This is a genomic window from Vibrio sp. D401a, from assembly GCF_030248515.1.
GTDB lineage: Bacteria > Pseudomonadota > Gammaproteobacteria > Enterobacterales > Vibrionaceae > Vibrio > Vibrio rotiferianus.
In genome coordinates this window covers 138131-163125 of record NZ_JAHGAI010000012.1, presented here as the reverse complement: position 1 = coordinate 163125, position 24995 = coordinate 138131, and the positions used below count along the sequence as shown (strand labels likewise).

Genomic DNA, 24995 nt, shown 5'->3' with positions numbered 1-24995 from the left:
GAAGTGTAACATTTAGAAACAATTAACGAGGCGCGGATAATCGCTCCATTTCCAGAGTTTTTCAAGGGCTATTTTTAATGTTTACTATATTTGTTGTTGTTGAGACGGTAATCGATAAAACTCAACTATGAGTTCTTACCCTAACCATCAAGTATTTTTTGTTCGCATGTTTACCATCGAATAAAAATCCCGCGTTATATCAGCCCTATAGCGCTACACTTAACACTTCTAACGGATTTCTATTGCCCAACCTCTATTTTCAGACTAGCTTGGATAAAAAAGTACGAAGGAATTACCTATGAAATATTCTGCTGACCATATCGCTGAACTGAACCTGCTTCTTCAATTCGATCTAAGCAGCGCAGCAACTGGCATTAAAGTTCACAAAGAAGCATCTGAAGAGATGCACGCAGCAGTATCACGTCTGTATGCAAAACAGCTATGTACTCAGCCTGATGGTGGTTATCTAACCGATGAAGGCATCGAAATCGCGGAACATGCCGACAAAATCCTACGTGTGCTTTCTGCCGAATAGCAATAAACAAAGCCTCGAGTTCCTAACAAGAAAAAGCCACCATTTTGGTGGCTTTTTTATCACGTCATTTATCGACCCTAAGCAATGAGTTTTCTAAACTTTCCAAATGGTTGGATTCTGTCATACGCCCAGTTAAAGCCTGTTGCATAAAACAAGAAGAAGATTAAGAAACCAGCTTCTAGCGCTAGAGCCTGCAATAGCGTGATTTGTAAAAACCAAGCGATGACCGGAATCGTAATAAAGATCAACCCTCCTTCAAAACCAATCGTATGGCCAATGCGCATCATTAAGCTTCGCTCTTCTCGGTTTGAACCAAACCACTTATCGAAGTAAAGGTTGTAAATGTAGTTCCATACGACCGTGTACAGGCTCAAGCCGATTCCTACCACTGCTAAATCACTTGACCCCTTCCCTGTGATCAAGGATGTCACTGGTACAATGATCGCTAGCGCAATCATTTCGAATAATACTGCGTGAAAAATACGTTCGTTACGAGTCATGATTATTTACCTAAATAGTTCTACTCAATGACGCGCATTTTATCTATTATTAAGATGATAAAAAGTTAGATACCATCGGTATAAACGATATGTTTACTATTGAACAATTACAGGCTTTTGTTGCCACGTCCGAAGTCGGTTCTTTTTCCGCAGCCGCTAGGAAGCTTGGCCGAGCTCAGTCTGTGGTGAGCCAACATATAATGAATATGGAACTCGATTGCGGCGTCGACTTGTTCGATCGCTCGGGTCGCTACCCCAAGTTAACTGAAAAAGGCCAAGAGCTTTTACCTTATGCATTGGCAACCATCAGCCAGTTGAACCGACTTAACAATAAAGCTTGCCAGCTATTTTCACCACAAGCGACACAGTTCATCCTCGCTGTCGATGAGGGAATTCCACTTACTAACCTCCCTAAGGCACTCAAAAAACTTGAGCAGCAATTCCCAGATATCCAAGTTGAATGTTTGACGGGCTCAAGCCCAGACATCATCGAGTTGGTAAAATCAGGTAGAGCAACAACAGGCATCATTCTCAGCGACCTACAAATGCCGGAAAATATTGACTTCTCGAATCTGGGAAATATTGGATTTGATGTTTTCATTTCTTCAAAACATCCTTTAGCGGCGCAAAAAATTCGTCATATCGACGAATTAAAGCAACATAGACAATTGGTTATTCGTTCAAAGAGTGCCGATACTAGCGGAATCAATCAGGCGCTGAGCCCCGATATCTGGTACGCTGACAACTATTACATCTTATTGGAACTGGCAAATCAGGGATTTGGCTGGTGCTTTCTTCCAAATCATTTGGTGTCACACTCGCCCAATACATTGACCAAAATTGGTGAAGAATTCACGAAACTGGCATGGCAAGTTAATATCGACTTGATACAACACCAAAAATGGCATTCCGATCCCCTACACCAGCAAGCCAGATTAGAATTACAAACCCTGTTTGAATCATAATCGGGGTCTAAAGTAGGAACTTACCGATGGCAAATACATTGATCGTTGGCGCAGGCTGGCTAGGAACACCACTTGTACAAGTCTTATCCGAGCAGGGACATCGAGTTACAGCCACTCGCCGAAGCCAAGCAAAGCTTGATGAATTCCCAATCTCCTCCATTTCCACTGCCCTACTCGATCTCAATGAACTCAACTCCGAGCAACACCTCATTGATATTATCAAACAGCACCATATCGAGCGCGTTGTGGGAGCTTTTCCGCCAGGTTTTCGCAAAGGCAACGGTGAAGAGTATGCACTGCAATGGCAACGCCTAGTTGAAGCTGCAAAAGTAAGCCGCGTGGAAAAGCTTTTGATGGTAAGTTCAACGACGGTCTATCCAAATTTGCCCGTCGATATGAGAGAGGAAGACGCCACATTCGCTTTAGCACAAGACAATCCACATTTCTCGGATAACGCACGTATTATGCTGCAAGCCGAGCAATACGTGATTGATTCTGGCATCGACTATGCCATCGTACGTTGTAGTGGTTTGATCGGCTCCGACCGCCACCCTTCTCGCTTTGCTCTGCGATTAAAACAAGTAAGCCGCAAAGCCCCTGCAAACATGTTGCATCAAAACGACGCTGTCGCAGCAACCGCCTTCGCTCTCAATCAGATCAGCAATGAAGTGGTTAACGCCACTACGCCGAACACCGTCAGCAAAGCCGAGTTTTACCAAGCGGCCATTACGAGAAGTGATTTGGATATTGCCCTTCCGCCAGTCACTGAAACTACCGATAAACGAATCCTTGCAGACAAGCTTATTGCGCTTGGCTACCAGTTCCAATTCAACTCAACGCTGGATGCACTATGAAGCTTTATCAACACATTGAAACCTTGTGGGATTACATGCAACTCAACCAGGAACTCACACCGGCTGACTGCATATTTGTTATGTGTAGCAATGATTTACGTGTTGCCGAATACGCCGCAAAGCTTTACCACCAAAAGCTTGCACCTCTGATTATATTTTCTGGCGGTGAAGGCCGTTTTACGGATGGCTTGTTTGACAAAAGCGAAGCTGAAACCTTTGCAGAAATCGCCAAGCTTGCAGGCGTGCCAAATGAAGCAATATTGGTCGAAACAAAGTCGAGCAATAGCGGTGAGAATGTTCGCTTCACCGAACAATTGTTGAGAGAAAAAGAGATTAAGTGCGAGTCTCTTATCTTGGTCCAAAAACCATTTATGGAACGACGCGCTATTGCGACCTTCGAAAAACAGTGGCAATCGCCTTATTCACAACTGCAAGTCACGTCCACTGCGCATCCTTTCTTTGAATATATCAACGAAGAGATGACGCTAATGATGGTACTTGAGGCACTAATGGAAGATTTTTCTCGAGTGAAAACATACCCAGAGAAAGGCTTTCAAACGGAACAAGAAATCCCAGCTCACGTTGAGTCATCTTATCAGGCACTAAGAGAAAAGTTTGAATTCGGCCTAGCGTAATACGCTTATCAGTTAACAAACTACAAAAAAGCCACCGGATTCGGTGGCTTTCTCTTATCTAGACTCACTTATTTGCCAAGTGCTTCTTTGTAGTGCTGGCGACAAACGGATACGTAACGATCGTTACCACCGATTGCGACTTGATCACCTTCTTTAATTGCGACGCCATGCTCATCAGTACGGATAACCATGTTTGCTTTGCGACCACAGTGACAGATGGTTTTGAGTTCAACCAACTTGTCAGCCCAAGATAGCAGGTACTTACTGCCTTCAAAAAGTTCGCCTAGAAAATCGGTGCGAAGACCATAGCAAAGTACTGGAATATGCAGCTTATCCACCACCTCTGTGAGTTGGTAAACCTGCTCTTTAGATAGGAACTGACACTCATCAATCAGAATACAGTGACGTTTTTCAACCTCATGCAGTGCTGCAATCTCTTGATATAGATTAGTATCTGGACGGAACAATTGCGCGTCTGATTGCAAACCAATACGAGAGCTCACTTTACCCACACCATAACGGTCATCTAACGCTGCTGTGAAAATCACAGGCGTCATGCCACGCTCCTGGTAGTTAAATGAAGATTGAAGAAGAGTTGTCGATTTACCCGCATTCATTGCTGAGTAATAGAAATACATCTGAGCCACAGAGCACTACCTTCGTTAAAGTTTAGAATTTATAAAAGCTTGTAAAGAAAAGGGCTGAATCATCAGCCCTTTTAAAAGATTCAATTACTTACGACGCCACGTTGTGCCTTCTGGGCCATCTTCCAGAACAATGCCCATCTCCGTCAGCTTATCACGAGCCATATCTGCGTTAGCCCAGTCTTTCGCTGCACGAGAGTCGTTACGTAGCTTGATTAGTGCTTCGATTTCAGCCACTTCATCATCGTTACCAGCGTCACCTTTTAGGAACGCTTCCGGATCTTGGTGGAGAATACCAATCACTTCCGCAAGCTCACGCATTAGCGCACCTAGCTCGCTCGCTTTCTCTAGGTTTTCTGTCTTCAGACGGTTTACTTCACGCGCCATGTCAAACAGTACTGAGTAAGCTTCTGGCGTGTTGAAGTCATCGTTCATCGCTGCAGTAAAGCGCGACACGTACTCTTCACCACCCGCTGGCGCTGCATTTAGATCTAGACCACGTAGAGACGTGTATAGACGCTCAAGAGAAGCGCGTGCTTGGTTTAGGTTATCTTCGCTGTAGTTTAACTGGCTACGGTAGTGACCTGACATTAGGAAGTAACGAACCGTCTCGGCATCGTAGTGACCAAGAACGTCACGGATAGTAAAGAAGTTACCTAGAGACTTAGACATCTTCTCACGGTCTACCATTACCATGCCGCTGTGCATCCATGTGTTCACGTATTGCGTGTCGTGTGCACAGCATGATTGCGCGATTTCGTTCTCATGGTGTGGGAACTGAAGGTCAGAACCGCCGCCGTGAATATCGAAGTGGTTACCTAGGATTGAAGAGTTCATTGCAGAACACTCAATGTGCCAACCTGGACGACCAGGACCCCAAGGTGATTCCCATGTTGGTTCACCTGGCTTAGACATCTTCCAAAGTACAAAGTCTAGTGGGCTGCGTTTTGCTGTTTCGATATCGACACGAGCACCAGCTTGAAGCTGATCAAGATCTTGCTTAGATAGCTTGCCGTATTCGTTGAACTTACCGACTTCAAACATTACGTCGCCGTTGTCTGCAACGTAAGCAAAACCACGCTCGATTAACTTTTCAACCAATTCGATGATTTCAGCAATGAACTGAGTCGCACGAGGCTCAACGTCAGGACGTTTCATGTTCAGAGCATCGAAGTCAGCGTGCATTTCGCCGATAAGACGTTCAGTCAGTGAATCACAAGATTCACCGTTTTCAGCAGCACGCTTGATGATTTTGTCATCGATGTCAGTGATGTTACGTACAAATGTTAGGTCATAGCCAAGGTAACGAAGGTAGCGAGACACTACATCGAAAGAAACAAATGTACGACCGTGACCGATATGACAGAGATCGTAGATGGTAACTCCACAGACATACATGCCAACTTTGCCGGCTGTAATTGGTTTGAATTCCTCTTTCTGTCTTGTGAGTGTGTTATATATCTTTAACATGATCTCTATCTATGATTGTGAATGGATAACAAGAACGCCGAGTATAACAACTCAGACCTTATTAGGTAATAGCAATTCACGGATAAAACGATAATCGGCTAAACTTCAAGCACAAAACTATTAATTTGTTCTTCCTGAGTTTTTAAAGCGTAATAACTTAGGCTAGAATCGCAGTTTCAATACAACACAGTAAAGGAAAGTAGCATGATCACCCTTCACACTAATTTTGGTGACATCAAGATTCAACTAAACGAAGAGAAAGCGCCAGAAACAAGCGCAAACTTCCTTCAGTACTGCCGCGACGGTTTCTACGACAACACTCTTTTCCACCGTGTTATTGACGGCTTCATGATCCAAGGCGGTGGTATGGAGTCTGGTCTACGTGAGAAAGCATCACGTGCACCAATCAAGAACGAAGCAAACAACGGTCTTAGCAACAAAGTAGGTACACTTGCTATGGCACGTACTATGGAGCCGCATTCAGCAAGCTCTCAGTTCTTCATCAACGTAAACAACAACACGTTCCTAGATTTCCGTAGCGAAAGCCTAGATGGTTGGGGTTACTGTGTATTCGGTGAAGTAATCGAAGGCATGGACATCGTAAATAAGATCAAAGGCGTTAGCACTGGTTCTTACGGCATGCACCAAGACGTACCTCTAGAAGACGTACTGATCACTGGTACTACAATCGAAGAGTAATTCTATAGAATTGCTATCAAGAGATAAGTTTGTGGGGAGGCGTCGCCTCCCCTTATTTCTATGACGACATTATTTATATCTGATCTCCACCTTACCCCTTCTCGTCCGGATATCACGGAGTGCTTTGTCACGTTTATGCGTACAGAAGCGACTCATGCCGATGCACTTTACGTGCTTGGTGATTTATTTGAGTTCTGGATTGGTGACGATGATAACACCCCTTTTGCAGACCAAATCCGTGCCGAGTTTAAAGCACTGACGGATTTTGGTGTCCCTGTTTTCTTCATCCAAGGCAACCGAGATTTTTTACTAGGTAAACGCTTTTGCAAAGAAACTGGCATGACATTGCTCGATGATGTCTGCACTATTGATCTTTATGGTCAAAAGGCCGTGATCTTGCATGGCGATACACTTTGCATCGACGACGAGAAATATCAAGAGTTCAGGAAAACCGTTCATAAGCCTTGGCTTCAATGGCTATTTAATCGTATTCCTTGGTTCGTTAAAAAAAGAATTGTCGCCAAAGTTCAGTCTGATATTCGAGACGACAAAAAAACCAAGTCTCTCGACATCATGGACGTTAACCAAGGAGAAGTTGAGCGTGTCATGTCTCAAAACTGCGTCAACCTAATGATTCATGGTCACACACACCGCCCAAATACACATATTTTTGAGCTAAATGGTGTTAAAACTACTCGTATTGTCTTAGGTGATTGGTATACACAAGGCTCAGTTTTACAAGTAGATTCTGAAGATTTTCACCTTCACAATCGACCTTTTCGAACGTAATTTCACCAATGTATCATTTGGATGTTTAAGATTGACGTATAGCCCATAGATCTTTTGTGAAAACTCGTTATTATCATTACTAATAGATTTAACAGAATAAAGTACCGCATTGAAGTATTCGTATGTAGCTCGTCAGCCTATTCTTGATAGAGAAAAGAAAACTATCGGTTATGAACTTCTCTTCCGCGATGGGCCAAAAAATACCTTTCCAGAAGTAGAGCCTGAGCTGGCCACTAGTCGTTTACTGTCGGATCATTTCTTATCAACTCACTACAGTACTTTGGGCGACAAGCTTGGCTTCGTAAATTTCCCTTATCAAAGCCTAGTGAACCTTGTTCCGACTCTTTTTCCAAAAGAATCTTTAGTTGTTGAGGTTCTGGAAGATTGTGAGCCAAGCGATGAACTGCTCAATGCGATAAAACACTTGCATTCTTCTGGGTATCGAGTGGCATTAGATGACTTTGTGCCAACGAAAGCTTGGAAGCGCTTCTTGCCTTTTATTTCGATAATTAAGTTTGATATCAGGGTCGTACCCATTGAAAAAGCGTCGATATTTATTCGTGCGCTAAGTCATCTAGATATTGAATTTCTTGCAGAAAAAGTAGAAACCTATGAAGAATTTGAACAAGCCCTAGATGCTGGATTCAATTACTTCCAAGGTTACTTTTTTAGCAAACCTGAAATGATTCAAAAAAAGCGCTTAAATCCTGCCTTTTTAACCGTCATTCAACTGTGTAAAGAGATTGCTGATAAGCCAATTGATTTCAATGAAGTCGAGCGACTGTTTTCTATCGATGTAACCTTGTCTTATAAGCTAATGACTTATGTAAACTCAGGCTACACACTGACGACAAAGTTGAAATCCTTTAGACAAGCCTTGGTATATTTAGGGGAAGATCGTTTAAGACGGTTTATATCACTCGTCGCCATCGCTTCTGTACATGAAGACAAACCAGATTCCCTATACTCATTAGCCATTCAACGCGCGCGCATGTGTGAGATACTACTGAGCCAAATGAACACTAAGTACGATCCCGGCCAAGCATTCCTAACCGGTATGTTTTCATTGCTGGACTCGTTATTAGACCAGCCTCTCGCTGATGTGATTGAAGACATTCCTGTTGATGAAGAAATCAAAACGGCATTAACTAGCAAAAAGGGCGTTCTAGGTTACCTGTTGTCAATGATCATCTCGTATGAAAAAGCCGATTGGGAAACCACTGAAAAATACTGTCAGGCACTTAAACTAACAGAACCTCAACTGGCAAAAGCGTTCAATCAATCAACTGCCTGGGCTCAAGAACTGCTGTCTCAAACGCCCTAAACCGCTATAATGCCCCAAAGAATACCTGCAACCTCACTTATGTGAGGTTGTTTGTTTTTACCGCTTAATTAATCGAGATTTCATTTTATGGCTTCTTCTTGCCCTTGCGGCTCTAACCGCACCTACCAACAGTGTTGTGAAATTGCCCACAACAACCATGCAGACGTCACCACACCAGAGCAACTGATGCGCTCTCGTTACTGTGCACATGTACTAGGTTTAGTGGATTACGTGGTAAACACTTATCACCCAAGCTGTAATGCAGAAGAGCAACGCGAAGGCATTGCCCAGTCGATCGATAGCGATTGGTGCAAGCTTGAGGTAGTAAAAGCTGAAGCGGGTAGCAGTGAGAATGAAGGTTTTGTTGAATTCAACGCTTACTTTGATGAGGACGGCAAACGCTACTGTATGACAGAACGTTCTCGTTTCGTGAAAGAAGATGGGCTTTGGTACTACATTGACGGCACATTTCCTGAAGAAGAGCCAGAAGAAGAACCAGAACAAGATCCACGCTTAAACCAGCCAGTAAGTAGCCTAAAAGTAGGTCGCAACGACCCGTGTATCTGTGGAAGCGGTAAGAAGTTTAAGAAGTGTTGTGGGTAAAGCATCCATACCTAGCTCATTACGTTCGATTTAATTGGATTCTTGACCTCGCTTAGGCTCTTCGGAATCACGTGAATTAATGTACCTGTTTGACGTAACTAACTCTACTGCAAGCACCATTAGAAAATATACCGTCATTCTAAACAGCGAGGAACGAGTGTGATTCAGGTCTAATCGCTACTAGCACTGTTGCCGGGGGTTCCCTCGAATCAAGAACACTAAAGTAAAAAAGCCCCTAGGCTCGAGAGCATAGGGGCTTTCATTTATCTATAGCAGGTTTATTTATGACGCTCTTTCAGTTTATTCACTACGTCATTCATCGATAGGCCTTGGTCTTGAAGCAATACCATTAAGTGATAAATCAAGTCTGCCGATTCACACACTAACTCCGCCTTATCGCCCGACGCCGCCGCAAGCGCGACTTCAACGCCTTCTTCGCCCACTTTTTGCGAAATACGCTTGGTGCCACGGGCATAAAGACTGGCAGTATAAGAGGAATCGGGGTCGGCACTCTTGCGGGCAGCCAATAGCTGCTCAAGTTGATGAAGCCACACCATTTGTGACTCCTCTTGAGGGTCCACATCCCAGCAAGTTGTGTTACCCAAGTGACACGTAGGACCAATGGGATTCACTTTCACGAGTAGCGTATCGTTGTCGCAATCTAGCTGCATGTTCACTAGTTGCAATACGTTGCCAGAGGTTTCACCTTTCGTCCAAAGACGCTGCTTGGTACGAGAGAAAAACGTCACTTGACCCGTTTCGCCCGTTTTTGCCAACGCATCTTGGTTCATATAACCCATCATCAGCACTTGGCTTGATTGGAAATCTTGTACGATGGCAGGTACCAGACCATCCACCTTTTCCCAGTTGATTCGCTCGGCTAGCGAACTTACTTCGGCGGTTTTTACACTCATAGTCGTACCTCAATGCCTTGTTGTTTCAAATACTGCTTTAATTCACCAATGTTGATGACTTGTTTGTGGAATACCGATGCAGCAAGCGCTCCATCCACATTGGCTTTTTGGTAGGCTTCTGCGAAGTGCTCCATAGCACCCGCGCCACCCGATGCAATCAGCGGTACATTACATACTTCGCGCACCATATTCAGTTGTTCGATGTCGTAGCCGTTACGGACACCATCTTGGTTCATCATGTTAAGTACGATTTCACCGGCGCCGCGTTTTTGTACTTCTTGCACCCAATCACGGGTTTCCCATTGGGTCGCTTTGGTGCGTTCTTCATCACCAGTAAACTGGTAAACCTGATACTTGCCTGTCTCTTTGTCGTAGTATGAATCGATACCAACGACGATACATTGCACACCAAATTTATCAGCAAGGTCAGTAATCAACTGAGGGTTCGCCAGTGCAGGTGAGTTGATAGACACCTTGTCTGCACCAAACTCAAGAATGCGTGCTGCGTCTTCTGCTGATTTAATACCACCAGCGACACAGAAAGGAATATCAATCACCTCTGCAACACGAGCGACCCAGCTTTTATCGACGACACGACCATCACTTGAAGCGGTAATATCGTAGAACACAAGCTCATCAGCGCCTTCTTCTGCATAACGCTGCGCCAGAGGAACGATGTCGCCAATGATTTCGTGGTTGCGGAACTGAACGCCCTTCACCACTTGTCCATCACGAACATCAAGACATGGAATTATTCGCTTTGCCAACATGCAAACGCCTCCTCTGCTGTGAACTTACCATCTAACAGCGCACGACCAACAATCACACCAGCAACACCGCTGCCTTTTAGCGCTTCGATATCCGCTAATGAGCCGATGCCACCTGAAGACTGGAACTGCACTTGTGGGTACTGTTTACATAGGTCGACGTAAAGCTCAACGTTTGAGCCTTCTAGCGTACCGTCACGAGAAATGTCCGTGCAAAGCACATGCTGTAGACCTACCGTCAGATAATCGTTGATCAAAGCTTCGATGGTCACGCCTGAATCTTCTTGCCAACCAGAGATCGCCACTTTACGCGTACCGTCTTGGTCGATGTTGATATCTAGCGCGAGAACGATTTTCTCTGCGCCGTATTTTTCCACCCAACCTTTCACAAGCTCTGGCTGTTTTACCGCTGTAGAACCGACGACAACACGCTGCGCACCGGCTTCTAACAGATCAATCACGTCTTGCTCTGTACGCACACCACCACCGATTTGGATGTTCGCTGGCGTGCTTGCTAGTAGCTTTGCAATCAAGTCAAGCTGGCGCGCTGTTGTGTCTTTCGCGCCAGTCAAATCCACTAAGTGTAGCCAGTTTGCACCAGCTTGATGGTACAAGTTGAACTGCTCTGCTGGGTCGACTTTGTACTCGGTTACTTGGCCGTAATCACCTTGATAAAGGCGAACCACCTGTCCTTCAATTAAATCAAGAGCTGGAATAATCACACTAAATCCCTTTTATAATTCTAAGAAGTTTTGAATAAGCTTCGCGCCCGCTTTTGAAGAACGCTCAGGGTGGAACTGCACACCGTAGTAGTTGCCACTTTGTACTGCGGCTGTGAACGGGTTGCCGTATTCACATTCAGCAATTGTGTAATCCCCAACTGGCATTGCAAAGCTGTGCACGAAGTAGAAGTACTCACCTTCTTCAATATCTTTGAACAGTGGATTACCTGCTGTTGCAGACACCGTGTTCCAGCCCATATGCGGCAGCGGTAAGTCGCCAGTCTGTAGCAACTTCACTTCACCATCACAAAGTCCAAGACACTCGACTAACTCATCTGCTTTCTGGCCTTTTTCTTGAGACACTTTGCCCAACAGTTGCATGCCTAAACAGATACCTAGTAGCGGCTTCTCTACCTGTTTTACCAAGCTGATTAGGTCACGCTCTTCTAGGTTTTTCATCGCTTCACTGGCGGTTCCCACGCCCGGTAGGAATAGCTTGTCAGCCGCCAATACAACTTGTGGATCTTTTGAAATCGTTACGTCATAACCTAGGCGTTCAATAGCAAACTTCACCGAAGAGACGTTGGCACAGCCAGTATCGATAATGACAACTTTCTGTTCTGTCACTGTTTTTCTCCTTGCTAACGTTAGCCTTAAAGTACGCCTTTACTACTCGGTAGCTCGGTGCCTTCTACTTTGATTGCTTGGCGCAGAGTGCGACCAAACGCTTTAAATAGGCTCTCAATGATGTGGTGATCATTGTTGCCCGCAGAAGAAAGGTGCAGCGTACACGCTAGGGTGTCAGTCAGAGAACGGAAGAAGTGAACCACCATCTCTGTTGAAAGGTCACCCACTTGCTCACGGCTAAACTGCGCGTCGAACTTAAGGTAAGGACGACCAGATAGGTCCAGTGCACATTGTGCCAAGCACTCATCCATTGGCAGGCTGAAACCAAAGCGACCAATACCACGTTTGTCACCCAGTGCTTCTTTCAACGCCTGACCCAAAGCAAGAGCGGTATCTTCTACCGTGTGGTGATCATCAATGTGCAGGTCACCTTCTACTTTGCACACCATCTGGAATCCGCCGTGTGTCGCGATTTGATCCAGCATGTGGTCGAAGAAGCCAAGACCAGTAGAGATGTCATTGCTGCCTTGTTCATCAAGGTTCACCGCAACTTTGATGTCTGTTTCTTTCGTAGTACGAATCACTTCAGCAACGCGTGCCTTCACCGTTAGATCTTTCAAGATCTGTTTCCAACCCATGGTTTCTGGGTTGTATTGAATGCCACGAATTGCCATGTTTTCTGCAAGTTGAAGATCGGTTTGACGATCGCCAATCACAACAGAGTTTTGGAAATCAACTTTGCCACCTTGAAGATACTCTTTTACCAAGCCTAGTTTAGGCTTACGGCAAGAGCAGTTATCTTCATCGAAGTGAGGACAAATCAGCACGTCATCAAACTTTACACCTTGAGATTCAAAGATCTCCATCATCATGTTGTGTGGAGCATCAAAGTCTGCTTGTGGGTAGCTGTCGGTACCCAAACCATCTTGGTTAGTTACCATCACTAGGCGGTATCCTGCATCCTGTAACGACAACAGGCTTGGGATAACAAATGGCTCTAGTTTTAGCTTATCTAAACGGTCTACTTGAAAATCAACTGGCGGCTCAACAATTAAGGTGCCATCACGGTCGATAAAAAGGATTTTTTGTTGTTTGCTCACTCGAACTTCCTTATTGCTATTCTTTTGGCGCTCCCACTATTGAGCGAGAGCGATAAATTTTTTCTCTACTTATGAGTAGTAGTTTCTAATAAATCCAAGTGTTTTTTCGCACTCGTCACGGTTCCCTACACTGATACGTACACAGTTTTCGATTGGCGAGTTACGCAGAATAATACCCGTCTCCCAAGCGGCTTTGAAAAGCCCATCACCATCTGGGAATTTCACCAATAGGTAGTTACCCCATCCTTCAAAAACCTCCAGACCCGGAATCATCGACAAACCCACCTGTAAGTAAGCACGGTTCGCGTTCAAGTCGAGAACTTGGAACTTCGCTCGCGCTAGGCCTGCTTCAGAAAGCGCTTGAGTGGCAATTTCTGCTACTGGCACCGGTACTGGATATGGTGCGATAACTTTAAGAAGTACATTAATCAGCTCTTCGTTCGCAAGCGTAAATCCACAACGCAGACCTGCAAGCGCAAAAGCTTTCGACAGAGTGCGCAGAATTGCGAGATTCGGGTATTGCGCCAGTAAATCTACCGTTGATGCTTCAGGGCAAAAATCAATGTACGCTTCATCCATCACCACGATTGCACGGTCTTTTGTCATCTCAAGCAGAGAGACAATATCTTCACGCTTAACTAAGTTACCCGTTGGGTTGTTTGGCGAACATACAAAAACCAGTTTCACGTTATCCAGATTAGCTTCGATACCTGCAAGGTCTAGTTGCCAATCTGACGTTAGTGGCACGGTTTTTCGCTCGACACCAATGGTTTCTGCGCTGATGGCATACATACCGTAAGTTGGTGGACAGTAAAGAATCGCATCTTCACCCGGCTCACAGAAAGCACGAATCAGTAGTTCAATGCCTTCATCTGCACCGCGAGAAGTCAGCGTTTGTTCTGGTTTCACACCCGCATACGCTGCGTAAGCGGAAATCAGTTCTTTCGGTTGGCATTCGCTGTAACGATTAAGACGAGCAAAGTCTGTTTTGTATTCATTGTTAAATGGTGATTCGTTGGCATTTAGCCATACGTCACCGGTACCACCAATTCGGCGAGCCGATAAATAAGGGGTAAGTTGTTGGACTTGTTTACGCGCTAGCTTTTCCATCTCATTGCCCTCTTACTTTGCTGCCAATTTTTCTACGCGGATAGTCACTGCACGTTTGTGTGCATCTAAGCCTTCCGCTTCAGCCATTGTGACTACTGTAGGGGCAAGGTTCTTTAGACCATCAGCAGACAGCTCTTGAATCGTCATACGCTTAGAGAAGTCCGCCAAGCCTAAGCTTGAATAAGTACGTGTGTAACCGTAAGTAGGAAGAACGTGGTTAGTACCAGATGCGTAATCACCTGCTGATTCAGGCGACCAATCACCGAGGAAAATAGAACCTGCGTTGTCTAATAGAGGCAGAAGCTCGCGTGGGTTCTTAGTCTGAACAATTAAGTGCTCAGGACCGTAGTAATTTGAAATTGAAACCGATTGAGTCAGAGACTCGGCGATAATAATCAAGCTTGAAGCTAATGCTTGCTCGGCAATATCCGCACGCGACAGTTCTTTAAGTTGGCGTTGAACCGCATCCGTCACTTGATCCGCAATCACAGGTGAAGGTGTCACAAGTACCACTTGAGAGTCAGGGCCGTGCTCCGCTTGGCTTAGAAGATCTGCAGCAATGAAGTCTGGGTCTGCGGTTTCATCGGCAATCACTAACACTTCTGATGGGCCTGCTGGCATATCAATCGCTGCGCCACGGAAATCATTACTTACCTGACGTTTTGCTTCTGTCACATAGGCGTTGCCCGGGCCAAATATCTTATCGACTTTGGATACTGTCTCTGTACCGTAAGCCATCGCAGCGACAGCTTGACCACCGCCAACGTTGTACACTTCATCAATACCACACAGTTTTGCTACATAGAGGATTTCGTCAGCAATTGGCGGTGGAGAACAAAGCACTACTTTACGACAGCCTGCAATTTTTGCAGGAACCCCAAGCATCAAAACAGTCGATGGCAATGGCGCACTGCCACCGGGAATGTACAAACCCACTTTTTGAATTGGGCGCGTTACCTGCTCACAAAGTACACCCGGTTGAGTTTCTACTTTGATTGGCTGTGGCTTTTGCGCTTTGTGAAACTTAGCAATGTTTTCATACGCTTGCTCCAGTGCGTTCTTCATTTTTTCAGAAAGACGCGCTGACGCTTCATCGATTTCTTGAGCGGAAACACGGATGGATTCCGGTTTCACACGGTCGAACTTCTCAGTCAGCTCCAATAATGCAGCATCACCTTCTTTGCGAACTTTTGCGATTACTTCAGAAACCGCGGCGGTGATATTCGCACCTTCTGTAATTGCAGGACGTTCTAGAATTGAGTCTTGCTGCGTTTCACTTAGCGATTGCCATACGACTGTTCTCATTGCGGTTACTCCATCATTTTTTCAATTGGTAGTACTAGAATTGAGCTCGCACCCAGTTCTTTTAGCTGTTCCATGGTTTCCCAGAACAGGTTTTCAGTACTTACCAAGTGAACCGCAACTTTTTGCTTGTCAGCAGATAGAGGTAATACCGTTGGATCTTCCGCACCTGGCAGTAGTGTTTTGATTTGGTCTAGCTTCTCAGCTGGTGCATGTAGCATGATGTACTTAGACTCTTTCGCTTGCTGTACGCCTTGCATACGAGTTAACAGCTTTTCGATTAGCGCCACTTTGTCTGCGTCAAACTCACCAGTGCGTTGAATCAGTGTCGCTTTTGATTTGAAGATAATTTCAGCTTCTTTAAGACCGTTAGCCTCTAGCGTTGCACCTGTAGAAACCAAGTCAGCGATGGCATCAGCAAGGCCCGCGCGAGGGGCAACTTCTACAGAGCCTGTCAGCATACATGCAGAGAAAGGAACACCCGCTTCATCCATGTAAGCTTTTAGCAGTTGTGGGTATGTCGTAGCGATACGTTTGCCAGCGAGGTCTTGAGGACCGTTGTACTCTTCGTCTTTGTCGATTGCGATAGATAAACGGCAGCCACCGAAATCAAGACGACGAAGTTGAACAAATTCATACGGTTCACCCAACGCTTTACGATCTAGACGAACTTCTTCCAGTTCATTTTCACCGATAAAGCCAAGGTCTACTACGCCATCCATAATCAGACCAGGGATGTCGTCATCACGAACCAAAAGCAAATCAATTGGCATGTTCTCTGAGTGAACGACTAGACGCTCACCCATTACGTTGAATTTCACGCCACACTTTTTCAGTAGAGCTTGGCTCTCTTTGCTTAGGCGGCCTTTTTTCTGAATTGCGATTCTTAAGCGTTGTGTTTGCATTGCTTTATCCCTGTGCAAAATTTGGTAATTTGAATATTTTATAAACCAGTAAAACTAAAAAACCCTCGAGAGATGTTGGTCTCCCGAGGGTTTGAAATCTGTTTTCACTTTGATTTTCACCTCCGGGAGTTTCCTATCTCCCGGGTATGCGTACATCTCCCGAAAGACTAGGCTGGGTGATGATGGTGATGAATGTTCATTACAAAATTACGCATACTTATTTAAACTCGATTGAATTGCTTCGTTAACAACCACACTAACTAAGCTTCTGATGTTTTTCAACACAAAAATTAAACTTTTAGCAAAACACCACTTAACCAATTGTTTTTAAACAAATTAAAGTTAGCTCAATCTTAACCTCACATCAAATCGCGTTGTAGATGTTTAACTTGGTGAAACCATGTAAACCCATTTCGCAAAAAGTGAATCTGTTAGGTTGAACACTGAGAACCACATGTCATTCTCATATTTGAGAGCGCGAATCATCCCTGAGACAGCTAATCCTGACTATCCTTCTTATGGGGCATCGGAAGAAATAATATTAATGAAAATTCGCAAAGTGGGAGTTAAGCAGACCACTGCTGACCAGCATCCACAACTTCAGCTTTTGATCGGAGAAAGCTCATGCATTAACGAGTTACGCACCAACATCGCTAAATACGCCAAAAGCGATGCTGAGGTGCTGATTCACGGCGAGACAGGCGTCGGTAAAGGACTCTGTGCGCACATAATTCACGAACTTTCGTCACGACATGAACACCCTTTTGTCTCGGTCAACTGCGGGGCTATACCTTCAGGTCTTGTAGCTTCGGAGCTGTTCGGACACACGAAAGGCGCCTTCACTGGCGCAATCCATGATCGCACTGGATTTGTCGAAAGAGCAAATAAGGGAACGCTTTTTCTAGACGAAATAGGCGATATGCCACCTGATTCGCAAATACATTTATTGCACTTTTTGGAAAGTAAGCAAATTCAAAAGTTAGGTGGGGACAAATGCTTAAACGTTGATTGTCGTATTATCGCTGCTAGCCACGTGGATTTAAAAAGTGAAGTGGTAAGGGGGAACTTTCGAGAGGATCTCTTTTATCGTCTAAACATCCTTCCGCTCTCCGTACCTCCTGTCAGACGTCGTGGTCATGACATTTTGTTATTAGCACAGCATTTTTTAAATCAGCTGCAAAATGGAGAAGAATTCGAGATATCAAAAAAAGCTGAAGATAAATTAATGGCGCATTCATGGCCAGGTAATGTACGCGAACTGAGAAATGTCATTCAGCGAGCTATTGTAATGAGTGAAGATGGCACAATCTTAGAAGCTGATCTGGGATTAAATAGCAAAGATAGAGAAATCCTGCCTAATAGCGAACAAATTGACTTAGAGTTCCTGCTTCAAGCTATTGAAGATAACAAACATAATATGAGCGCTGCTGCAAGGCAACTTGGTATTTCCAGAACCACCTTATATCGTCTCATCAAGAAATATAACTTACACGTATAAAGTGTAACGTAACACTGTGTAACACACGTAATCCACACTTTCAGTTACTTAGCAAAAAGCCAAGATAACTGCCATTCTAGCTATAATAAAATCAAAGACTTAAATCCGGCATAGCCCTTGCTTAATAACCAATATTGTTTAAGTAAGTTGAGGTGTATTTTACAGCACTACTTTTCTCTAACTGTTACCCCAAAAACGCGATAGCCCCCCTCACCTATATATCGCGTTAAAAAAAAGCTCCGCCTGACCTCGGCGGAGCTTCCTCTTTTAATAAGCTACATTCAATGCGCTAAGCGTTTTGGCATGACGCCATTTTAGACTTAGAGATCCAAGATAGTACTGCACATACAATCACAAACGTAATTGATGCTGCAATAAACGAGAACGCAATAGACGCTGTCATACCCAGAACAATAAAGCCCACACATGAAACAAGTGCTACCGAAAGCGCATAAGGCAACTGCGTTGATACGTGATCAATGTGGTTACAACGTGCGCCAGTCGATGACAGAATTGTGGTATCTGAGATAGGTGAACAGTGGTCACCGAATACAGCACCAGCCAGAACAGCACTTAACATTGGTAGCATTAGTGCTACGTCTGTTGCACCAGCCATATCACCCGCGATTGGAAGCATTATCCCGAACGTACCCCATGAAGTACCTGTTGAGAATGCCATTAGACCAGAAAGCAAGAATAGGATAACCGGCAGCCAATGAGGGTTAATGTTACCTTGCGCCATTGTCGATAGGTAAGAACCCGTCTTCATGTCACCGATAACAGAGCCGATAGTCCATGCGAATACAAGAATTAGGATCGCACCAAACATCGATTTAGCACCAATCCAAAGTGTGCGAACAATCTCTGCCATTGGAATGCCTTGTTTAAACACAGTAAACAGTGCTACAGCCAGACCAAGCAAGCTACCGTAGATTAAAGACATACCAACATCGGTGTTCTCAAACGCACCTAGAAGAGCAAACTCTTTACCGTCCGCAGCTAGTGCTTGACCACCGGTGTAAAGCATAGATGCGATAGTAGCAACGATAAGCGTTACGATTGGAAGCACTAGGTCAGAAACTTTGCCCTTCTCGCTTTCACGGATATCTAGCTCTTCGTTAAGCTCGTGAGCTTCTTGAGTATCGTTTTCTTTATCTTTGTCAAAACCACGGCCTTGAGATGCTGCGATTTCATGGTCACGCATCTTGCCAATATCAAGACCAAACCACGCAACTGCAAATACCATTAGTAGCGCAAAGACAGCGTAGAAGTTCATTGGGATAAGGCGTACATAAGCACCAAGCGCTGAGTACTCCGTGATACCGTGTGACACCAAGATACCACCGATAATCGTAATAATGTACGCACCCCAGCTAGAAGCTGGCATGATCACACACATTGGTGCAGCCGTTGAATCTAGGATGTACGCAAGCTTAGCGCGAGATACGTAAAAACGATCAGTTACCGGACGAGAGATCGCACCTACTGCAAGGCTGTTAAAGTAATCGTCGACAAAAATGAATACGCCTAAGAAGGCAGCAAGAAGTTTAGAACCACGTTTACTTTTTACTCGTGTTTGCGCCCATTCTGCAAAAGCGCGCGTACCACCGGACAGTGTCAATAACGCTGTTGTCATACCTAGAAGAATTAGGAAGCCAACAATACTCATATTCCAAGTGTTAATACCACCGTCTTCAATAAAGACAGAAGAAACTTGAGTACTCACATAGCCTACTGTATTACCAATAGACCAATCATTAAGCAGAATCGCACCAAGTACGATACCTACACCAAGAGAAACTAATACGCGTCGAGTTAGAATCGCCAGTGTCAATGCAACAATAGGCGGTAATAACGAAACAGGAGAATGTGCAAAATCTATTAAATTCATGATCTTCAAAAACCAAAGTTTGGCTAGAGATCTACTGCAGACAAGTCACGTAGCATACGGTACGTGCTCATGTTGAACTTAGCGACAGGGAAGCGAACACTCCACCCAACCCTACAGTAGCGCTCCATAGTTTAATGTTTATATACTATGGCAGTGTTGCTCCTTTCGGATACAACCCCAGCAAGTGGTTTCGATAGGCCACTTACTTCGGCAATCTTCGCCTTCCACTATTATTCATTGGCATCACCCCAATAATAGCTACTCTTCGAGACTGCGCCTCTACGGCAACAACAAACAATCAACCATTAATCGTACAAATTAACAACATATTGTCTGCAATATTGCATCAGGTATTTGCCATTGTACTCATGAGGACCACCAATGCAACACATCAAACTAAATTAAATCGATAAATAATCGTCACAATGATTTATAAATGAAATGTAACTGAAACATGGATTACGCAACTGCAATCACATTAATTAAATAAATAGAAGCTGACGTAAACACTCTACCTTTAGCACTGTGCATTTAAGCTCATAATATTCGAAAAGGAGCAATTCCCCAAATAAGAGTAAGTCTCATATCGCATATTTAAATTCTATCGGTCATACAGCGGCCTTTCACCTAAAGAATAGATTAACAACTTTATGATTAGAGTGATTCCCGCTGAGTATTAAAGCCAATAATGCTTACTAGGCCAAATAAGTTTGAACTTATATTAAACAGTACGCTCCAATATTGAACTTTTATAGAAAAAATTATTTATTGTTTGCCAACCACGGAAAGATGGCGTTAAATATTAAAGTTTAATATTTCTATTATTTTGTTTGTTTTAATTAATCACTAGCATTATTATTACCAAACACCCTACTTAAAGAATAGGAACAGTTATGTCTGAGCTGACAAAAACACTTCTAAATATTCGTAGCCTACGCGCATTTTCACGTGAGCTAACTCTAGAGCAACTTGAAGAAGCACTAGATAAACTAACTATCGTAGTTCAAGAACGCAAAGAAGCTGAAGAAGCTGATCGCGCTGCACAAGCAGAGCAAGAAGCAAAACTAGCAGCAATTGCAGAACAAATCGCCCAAGATGGTATCGACGTTAATGCACTAATTAGCGCACTATCAGGTGAAACAAAAACAAAAACTAAGTCTAAGCGCGCTCCACGCCCAGCTAAATACAAATATGTAGATACAACTGGCGAAGAGAAAACTTGGACAGGCCAAGGCCGTACACCTTCTGCAATTCAAGAGCAATTGGATGCCGGTAAATCGCTAGATGATTTCCTAATCTAATCTCGACCAACAGTCATACTAAAAAGGCTCCTCTAAGGAGCCTTTTTTATCTCTTACACATTTGTATTCTTCACTAAACTCAGAAAGCTCAGACAAAAAAGGCGCATAAAAATATGCGCCTTATAAAGTCATGGTGAAGAACGGTTAACGCTCCCAGTACGCCTCTTCTAGGCTGTCTTCTCGCTCAGGCAGTCCACGAGATAGACGAGGAGAATGCTGCACTAGCACTTCATAGCTTGCACGGTTCGCGTATTTACATACTTGCGAAAACGAAGAATACGTTAAAAACTGATGCGCATGCTTGCTGGAGTTTGGCACATTTTCTTTGTGGTACTTATTTGCGGCCATATCATGAAGTACTGCAGATAACGCAGCATCACCAGCACCATTGGTATTTTTAATTTTCTCAGGGCCACCCATATAAGGAGAAATATGAGAATAAACTTTAATTGGGTTTACACTTGCATCCTTTTTCGCTGGACGGCTAAATTCGTAGCGGTTAAATTCCGCGATCGAGCCAGGAAGCAATGGAAGTGAAGTTTCGCGCTTAGCATCATCTTCTGTATAACCCGCCATAAACAATCCAACAGGGCCCGCTGTACATAATACAAGATCAGCCCATTCTAATGTTTTATCAGACGCAGCCAATGGATCAGATTCACCAGTAAGTGCCTCTGCTTCATCTTCATTCATTGCCACAACCGATACGTTATCGCGAATAAATTCTTGCCAGAATGTAGGATCATCTTGAATAACGAATTTAGTACCTAGTGTTAATACCACTGGTACGTCGTGTTTCTTCGCGTATTCAATCGCGCGCATGGTTGCTTCAGGCATTGGGTCGCCTTCTTTACAACGAACTAGGTACGCTGTGAGAACCAGAGCAGATGCACTCTTGAAGATTTTCTCAGGAATATTGTCTGGGTGAAGTTGGTTCATTTGGCCTTCGCTGATTGCGAAAGTACGTTCACCGTCTTCAGTAATAAGAGCAAAACAACGACCGATTGCACCTTCAACACCTTGAAGGTAGTTTAAGTCCATACGGCTTGATGTATTACATAGGTAGCGGTAACCGTAGCTACCGATTTTGATATCCTGGCTCATAACGCCTAGAAGTGTAGAGCGGTCATCTGCCAATACAGAGTAGTTATGTAGCGTGTTACCGATCGTACCGCCCGCATACTCATTCGTAATTAGGTTGTCTTCTTTTAGCTGCTGGTAAAGCGCTTCTGCCGTTGCATCATCAATTACCAGCGAGTGTCCCTTACTCAAACCATATTTTTCGATTACATCCGTGGTAACTTTAGCTTCGATATCTACCAACGTCTGATCAATACCGATAATGTGAGTACGCGTCATTTTCTTGCTTTCTTGTGCTTGACTCACTAAAGGGTCGCGAGCATGAACAGGAAAATAATGCTTCGATTTGCGTTGTCCAGGAAATTTCATATTGTTTGTCTGAATAAGGGATGAAAAGGAGAACGGATTCTATACCGCTGTTATAAAAGCAGCAATAAAAGCAATTATAGCAAACGTTTGCAGTCTATTTTTTTCTTTCAGGCTACTTATTCACCTTCCATAAAGCTTAGATCAGGTAATTGCTCCAGGTGCTCGCTATAACGCTTTAAGTTGAACTCCCCTTCATTTTTCATCACGTCAAAAATCTCAATCGACATCGCACACGCCATCATTGCAATCGCGTCTTCACGTGGTGTGCCTGTCATCATTAGGCGCATGAGCGTTTCTTTTACTTTAAGTGGGTTGCTGTCTTCGAGTTGATTTTCGACAATTTCAATCAACTCAGCTTCTTGCATAAATTGGTTTTCTTCGGTCATTTGATTTTTCCTCTTGGATTTTTGCCAACTATGCCATATATACCATCTCTATACTTATGAAATTACCAACTTGCGATTTTGTTGGAGAAAAGTGCAGCAAATCGAAGTGTGATTTCGATCTCGGATCTGTCACCGGCCTGTGGATTCTGGTAGAATCTGCGTCCCGTTTATTTAAGTGGTGTTTAGTAATGTCTGATAACAGCCAAAAGAAAGTCATCGTCGGTATGTCCGGCGGCGTTGATTCATCTGTTTCTGCGTATCTTCTCAAGCAACAAGGCTACCAAGTAGAAGGCCTGTTCATGAAGAACTGGGAAGAAGATGACAACGAAGAATATTGTACAGCAGCAGAAGATCTTGCTGATGCTCAGGCAGTATGTGACAAGCTAGGCATTCACCTACACACCATCAACTTTGCTGCTGAGTACTGGGATAATGTATTTGAGTACTTCCTTGCTGAATACAAAGCAGGCCGTACACCAAACCCAGACATTCTTTGTAACAAAGAAATCAAGTTCAAAGCATTCCTAGAATTCGCTGATGAAGTGCTTGATGCTGATTACATTGCAATGGGTCACTACGTGCGTCGCTCTTTCCCAGAAAACGGTGAAAAGCCACAGATGCTACGTGGTCTAGATGGCAATAAAGACCAAAGCTACTTCCTATACACGCTAAGCCACGAGCAAGTTGCGCGTAGCCTATTCCCTGTGGGTGATCTAGAGAAGCCAGAAGTGCGCCGCATCGCGGAAGAACAAGATCTAATCACGGCGAAAAAGAAAGACTCTACGGGTATCTGTTTCATCGGAGAACGTAAGTTCACAGAGTTCCTTGGTAAATATCTTCCGGCTCAACCAGGTGATATTGAAACACCTGAGGGCGAAGTGATTGGTCAGCACCAAGGCCTTATGTACCACACACTAGGCCAGCGTAAAGGTCTACACATCGGTGGCCGTAAAGGCGGCGGTGGTAACGAAGACCCATGGTTCGTTGGCGAGAAAGATCTTAAACGTAACGTTTTGATTGCCGTTCAAGGTAAAGACCACCCAATGCTGAAATCAGAAGGCCTACTTGCATCACAACTTCACTGGGTAGATCGTGAGCCAATTCGCGATGTTATGAAGTGCACAGTGAAAACTCGTTACCGTCAGGAAGATATTCCTTGTACAATCATCCCTATCGATGATGAAAACATTAAAGTGATCTTTGACGAGCCACAAATTGCTGTGACGCCGGGTCAATCAGCTGTGTTCTATAAAGATGACGTGTGCCTAGGTGGCGGCATCATCGAGCAACGCATTAAATATTCTCAAGCTTAGGAGTCGTTACGTGGCGAATACACTTTATGACCGTACTATCGCTTTTGCAGGTATCTGCCAAGCTGTTGCTTTAGTTCAGCAGGTAGCGAGAGACGGACATTGTGATCAAGATGCCTTTGAAACGTCAATTAACGCCATTTTAAATACTAGCCCAGCGAACACCATTGGTGTTTTCGGTCGCGAAGCCGATCTTAAGCTGGGTCTTGAATGCTTGGTGAAAGGGATTGATAGCACCCCATCGGGAAGTGAAGTCACTCGCTACATCATCAGCCTAATGGCATTAGAGCGCAAGCTATCGGGTCGTAACGATGCAATGTCACAACTTGGTGATCGCATCCAAATGGCTCAGCGTCAAACGGAACATTTTGAATTGCTAGATGATCAAATGATCAGCAACCTAGCAAGCATTTACTTGGATGTAGTCAGCCCTATTGGTCCTCGTATTCAAGTAACTGGTACTCCATCGGTACTGCAACAAACCTCTAACCAGCATAAAGTTCGTGCGCTGTTGTTATCGGGTATTCGTAGTGCAGTACTTTGGCGTCAAGTTGGCGGTAAACGTCGCCACCTAATCTTCGGACGCAAAAAGATGGTAGAGCAAGCGCAAATCCTTCTTGCTCGAATGTAATAAGGTATCTAGTAAGCAGCTCGCGTTTATCGCGAGCTCATTTTTTTAGACCAAAACAAATCTC

Annotated in this window: 26 protein-coding genes, 1 riboswitch and 1 other annotated feature; of the genes, 12 read left to right on the top strand and 14 right to left on the bottom strand. The window is 44.2% G+C overall.

Features of this window, described 5'->3' with window-relative positions; translation table 11 throughout:
* Positions 1–298 precede the first annotated feature (298 nt).
* Positions 299–535 (top strand): TIGR02647 family protein, encoded by a 237-nt coding sequence (locus KIV41_RS07555; protein WP_010449124.1) that lies wholly within the window; start codon positions 299–301, stop codon positions 533–535.
* 77 nt (positions 536–612) lie between these two features.
* Here the strand turns inward: KIV41_RS07555 and KIV41_RS07550 are convergent, their stop codons facing one another.
* The gene (locus KIV41_RS07550) at positions 613–1035 is read right to left on the bottom strand and encodes a PACE efflux transporter (RefSeq protein ID WP_010449125.1); all 423 of its coding nucleotides are present in this window, start codon (positions 1033–1035) and stop codon (positions 613–615) included.
* An 89-nt stretch (positions 1036–1124) separates the two neighbouring features.
* Here KIV41_RS07550 and KIV41_RS07545 point away from each other — a divergent pair, with 89 nt between their 5' ends.
* The 3 genes from KIV41_RS07545 to KIV41_RS07535 are packed head-to-tail and all read left to right on the top strand — an operon-like array spanning position 1125 to position 3489.
* Positions 1125–2000 carry a LysR family transcriptional regulator gene (locus KIV41_RS07545; RefSeq protein WP_285335994.1) on the top strand — a complete coding sequence of 292 codons (876 nt, stop codon included), beginning with the start codon at positions 1125–1127 and terminating at the stop codon, positions 1998–2000.
* Positions 2001–2026: 26 nt separating this feature from the next.
* Positions 2027–2854, top strand: coding sequence for an NAD(P)H-binding protein (locus KIV41_RS07540; protein WP_285335993.1), 828 nt, complete (start codon positions 2027–2029; stop codon positions 2852–2854).
* Entirely contained in the window at positions 2851–3489 is a 639-nt protein-coding gene (locus KIV41_RS07535; RefSeq protein ID WP_010449130.1) for a YdcF family protein, read from the top strand. Before KIV41_RS07540 ends, KIV41_RS07535 begins: the two co-directional genes overlap by 4 nt.
* A 68-nt stretch (positions 3490–3557) precedes the next feature.
* Here the strand turns inward: KIV41_RS07535 and KIV41_RS07530 are convergent, their stop codons facing one another.
* Positions 3558–4136, bottom strand: a complete 579-nt coding sequence (locus KIV41_RS07530; RefSeq protein ID WP_010449131.1) for a thymidine kinase — start codon at positions 4134–4136, stop codon at positions 3558–3560.
* Positions 4137–4220: 84 nt separating this feature from the next.
* Complete coding sequence (cysS, locus tag KIV41_RS07525; RefSeq protein WP_071234710.1) at positions 4221–5603, bottom strand: cysteine--tRNA ligase; 1383 nt, start codon at positions 5601–5603, stop codon at positions 4221–4223.
* A 204-nt stretch (positions 5604–5807) separates the two neighbouring features.
* Between cysS and KIV41_RS07520 the strand changes: the two genes are divergently transcribed.
* From KIV41_RS07520 to KIV41_RS07505, 4 genes are all read left to right on the top strand, one after another.
* Positions 5808–6302 (top strand): peptidylprolyl isomerase, encoded by a 495-nt coding sequence (locus KIV41_RS07520; RefSeq protein ID WP_010449136.1) that lies wholly within the window; start codon positions 5808–5810, stop codon positions 6300–6302.
* A 60-nt stretch (positions 6303–6362) separates the two neighbouring features.
* Positions 6363–7091 (top strand): UDP-2,3-diacylglucosamine diphosphatase, encoded by a 729-nt coding sequence (gene lpxH / locus KIV41_RS07515; RefSeq protein WP_045394381.1) that lies wholly within the window; start codon positions 6363–6365, stop codon positions 7089–7091.
* Positions 7092–7200: 109 nt separating this feature from the next.
* Positions 7201–8415 carry an EAL and HDOD domain-containing protein gene (locus KIV41_RS07510; protein WP_045394378.1) on the top strand — a complete coding sequence of 405 codons (1215 nt, stop codon included), beginning with the start codon at positions 7201–7203 and terminating at the stop codon, positions 8413–8415.
* Between the two features lie 87 nt (positions 8416–8502).
* The gene (locus KIV41_RS07505) at positions 8503–9018 is read left to right on the top strand and encodes a YchJ family protein (RefSeq protein WP_045394375.1); all 516 of its coding nucleotides are present in this window, start codon (positions 8503–8505) and stop codon (positions 9016–9018) included.
* A gap of 278 nt (positions 9019–9296) precedes the next feature.
* On the opposite strand, the gene hisIE is transcribed toward KIV41_RS07505, so the two are convergent.
* The 8 genes from hisIE to hisG form a co-directional block, all read right to left on the bottom strand.
* On the bottom strand, positions 9297–9932 hold the full coding sequence (gene hisIE, locus KIV41_RS07500; RefSeq protein WP_285335992.1) for a bifunctional phosphoribosyl-AMP cyclohydrolase/phosphoribosyl-ATP diphosphatase HisIE: 636 nt from the start codon (positions 9930–9932) through the stop codon (positions 9297–9299).
* Complete coding sequence (gene hisF / locus KIV41_RS07495) at positions 9929–10702, bottom strand: imidazole glycerol phosphate synthase subunit HisF (RefSeq protein WP_004749837.1); 774 nt, start codon at positions 10700–10702, stop codon at positions 9929–9931. Before hisF ends, hisIE begins: the two co-directional genes overlap by 4 nt.
* The gene (hisA, locus tag KIV41_RS07490; protein ID WP_285335991.1) at positions 10684–11421 is read right to left on the bottom strand and encodes a 1-(5-phosphoribosyl)-5-[(5-phosphoribosylamino)methylideneamino]imidazole-4-carboxamide isomerase; all 738 of its coding nucleotides are present in this window, start codon (positions 11419–11421) and stop codon (positions 10684–10686) included. The genes hisF and hisA overlap by 19 nt, the downstream gene beginning before the upstream one ends.
* 12 nt (positions 11422–11433) lie before the next feature.
* Positions 11434–12048 carry an imidazole glycerol phosphate synthase subunit HisH gene (hisH, locus tag KIV41_RS07485; protein ID WP_285335982.1) on the bottom strand — a complete coding sequence of 205 codons (615 nt, stop codon included), beginning with the start codon at positions 12046–12048 and terminating at the stop codon, positions 11434–11436.
* Between the two features lie 26 nt (positions 12049–12074).
* A complete protein-coding gene (gene hisB / locus KIV41_RS07480) occupies positions 12075–13148 on the bottom strand; it encodes a bifunctional histidinol-phosphatase/imidazoleglycerol-phosphate dehydratase HisB (RefSeq protein ID WP_010449156.1) in 1074 nt (357 codons plus the stop codon).
* Positions 13149–13217: 69 nt separating this feature from the next.
* A complete protein-coding gene (gene hisC / locus KIV41_RS07475) occupies positions 13218–14258 on the bottom strand; it encodes a histidinol-phosphate transaminase (protein ID WP_088880578.1) in 1041 nt (346 codons plus the stop codon).
* Between the two features lie 12 nt (positions 14259–14270).
* Entirely contained in the window at positions 14271–15563 is a 1293-nt protein-coding gene (gene hisD, locus KIV41_RS07470; RefSeq protein WP_285335981.1) for a histidinol dehydrogenase, read from the bottom strand.
* A 5-nt stretch (positions 15564–15568) separates the two neighbouring features.
* Complete coding sequence (gene hisG, locus KIV41_RS07465) at positions 15569–16465, bottom strand: ATP phosphoribosyltransferase (RefSeq protein WP_252040864.1); 897 nt, start codon at positions 16463–16465, stop codon at positions 15569–15571.
* 53 nt (positions 16466–16518) lie between these two features.
* Positions 16519–16657 (bottom strand) — a sequence feature (His leader region).
* A gap of 352 nt (positions 16658–17009) precedes the next feature.
* Here hisG and KIV41_RS07460 point away from each other — a divergent pair.
* Positions 17010–17963: a sigma-54-dependent Fis family transcriptional regulator gene (locus KIV41_RS07460; protein WP_010449165.1), complete on the top strand. Its 954-nt coding sequence runs from the start codon at positions 17010–17012 to the stop codon at positions 17961–17963.
* Positions 17964–18252: 289 nt separating this feature from the next.
* Here the strand turns inward: KIV41_RS07460 and tet(35) are convergent, their stop codons facing one another.
* Complete coding sequence (tet(35), locus tag KIV41_RS07455) at positions 18253–19854, bottom strand: tetracycline efflux Na+/H+ antiporter family transporter Tet(35) (RefSeq protein WP_285335980.1); 1602 nt, start codon at positions 19852–19854, stop codon at positions 18253–18255.
* 109 nt (positions 19855–19963) lie between these two features.
* Positions 19964–20144, bottom strand: a riboswitch (Lysine riboswitch).
* A gap of 603 nt (positions 20145–20747) precedes the next feature.
* Here tet(35) and KIV41_RS07450 point away from each other — a divergent pair.
* Complete coding sequence (locus tag KIV41_RS07450) at positions 20748–21155, top strand: H-NS family nucleoid-associated regulatory protein (RefSeq protein ID WP_010449168.1); 408 nt, start codon at positions 20748–20750, stop codon at positions 21153–21155.
* 144 nt (positions 21156–21299) lie between these two features.
* Here KIV41_RS07450 and KIV41_RS07445 read toward each other — a convergent pair whose 3' ends face one another.
* The gene (locus KIV41_RS07445; RefSeq protein ID WP_010449171.1) at positions 21300–22604 is read right to left on the bottom strand and encodes an inosine/guanosine kinase; all 1305 of its coding nucleotides are present in this window, start codon (positions 22602–22604) and stop codon (positions 21300–21302) included.
* Positions 22605–22720: 116 nt separating this feature from the next.
* Positions 22721–22990, bottom strand: a complete 270-nt coding sequence (locus KIV41_RS07440) for a hypothetical protein (RefSeq protein WP_010449173.1) — start codon at positions 22988–22990, stop codon at positions 22721–22723.
* Between the two features lie 188 nt (positions 22991–23178).
* On the opposite strand from KIV41_RS07440, the gene mnmA reads away from it, so the two are divergent.
* Entirely contained in the window at positions 23179–24303 is a 1125-nt protein-coding gene (mnmA, locus tag KIV41_RS07435; protein WP_038882799.1) for a tRNA 2-thiouridine(34) synthase MnmA, read from the top strand.
* A gap of 10 nt (positions 24304–24313) precedes the next feature.
* Entirely contained in the window at positions 24314–24931 is a 618-nt protein-coding gene (gene hflD / locus KIV41_RS07430; RefSeq protein ID WP_005427511.1) for a high frequency lysogenization protein HflD, read from the top strand.
* The last annotated feature ends 64 nt before the right edge of the window (positions 24932–24995 follow it).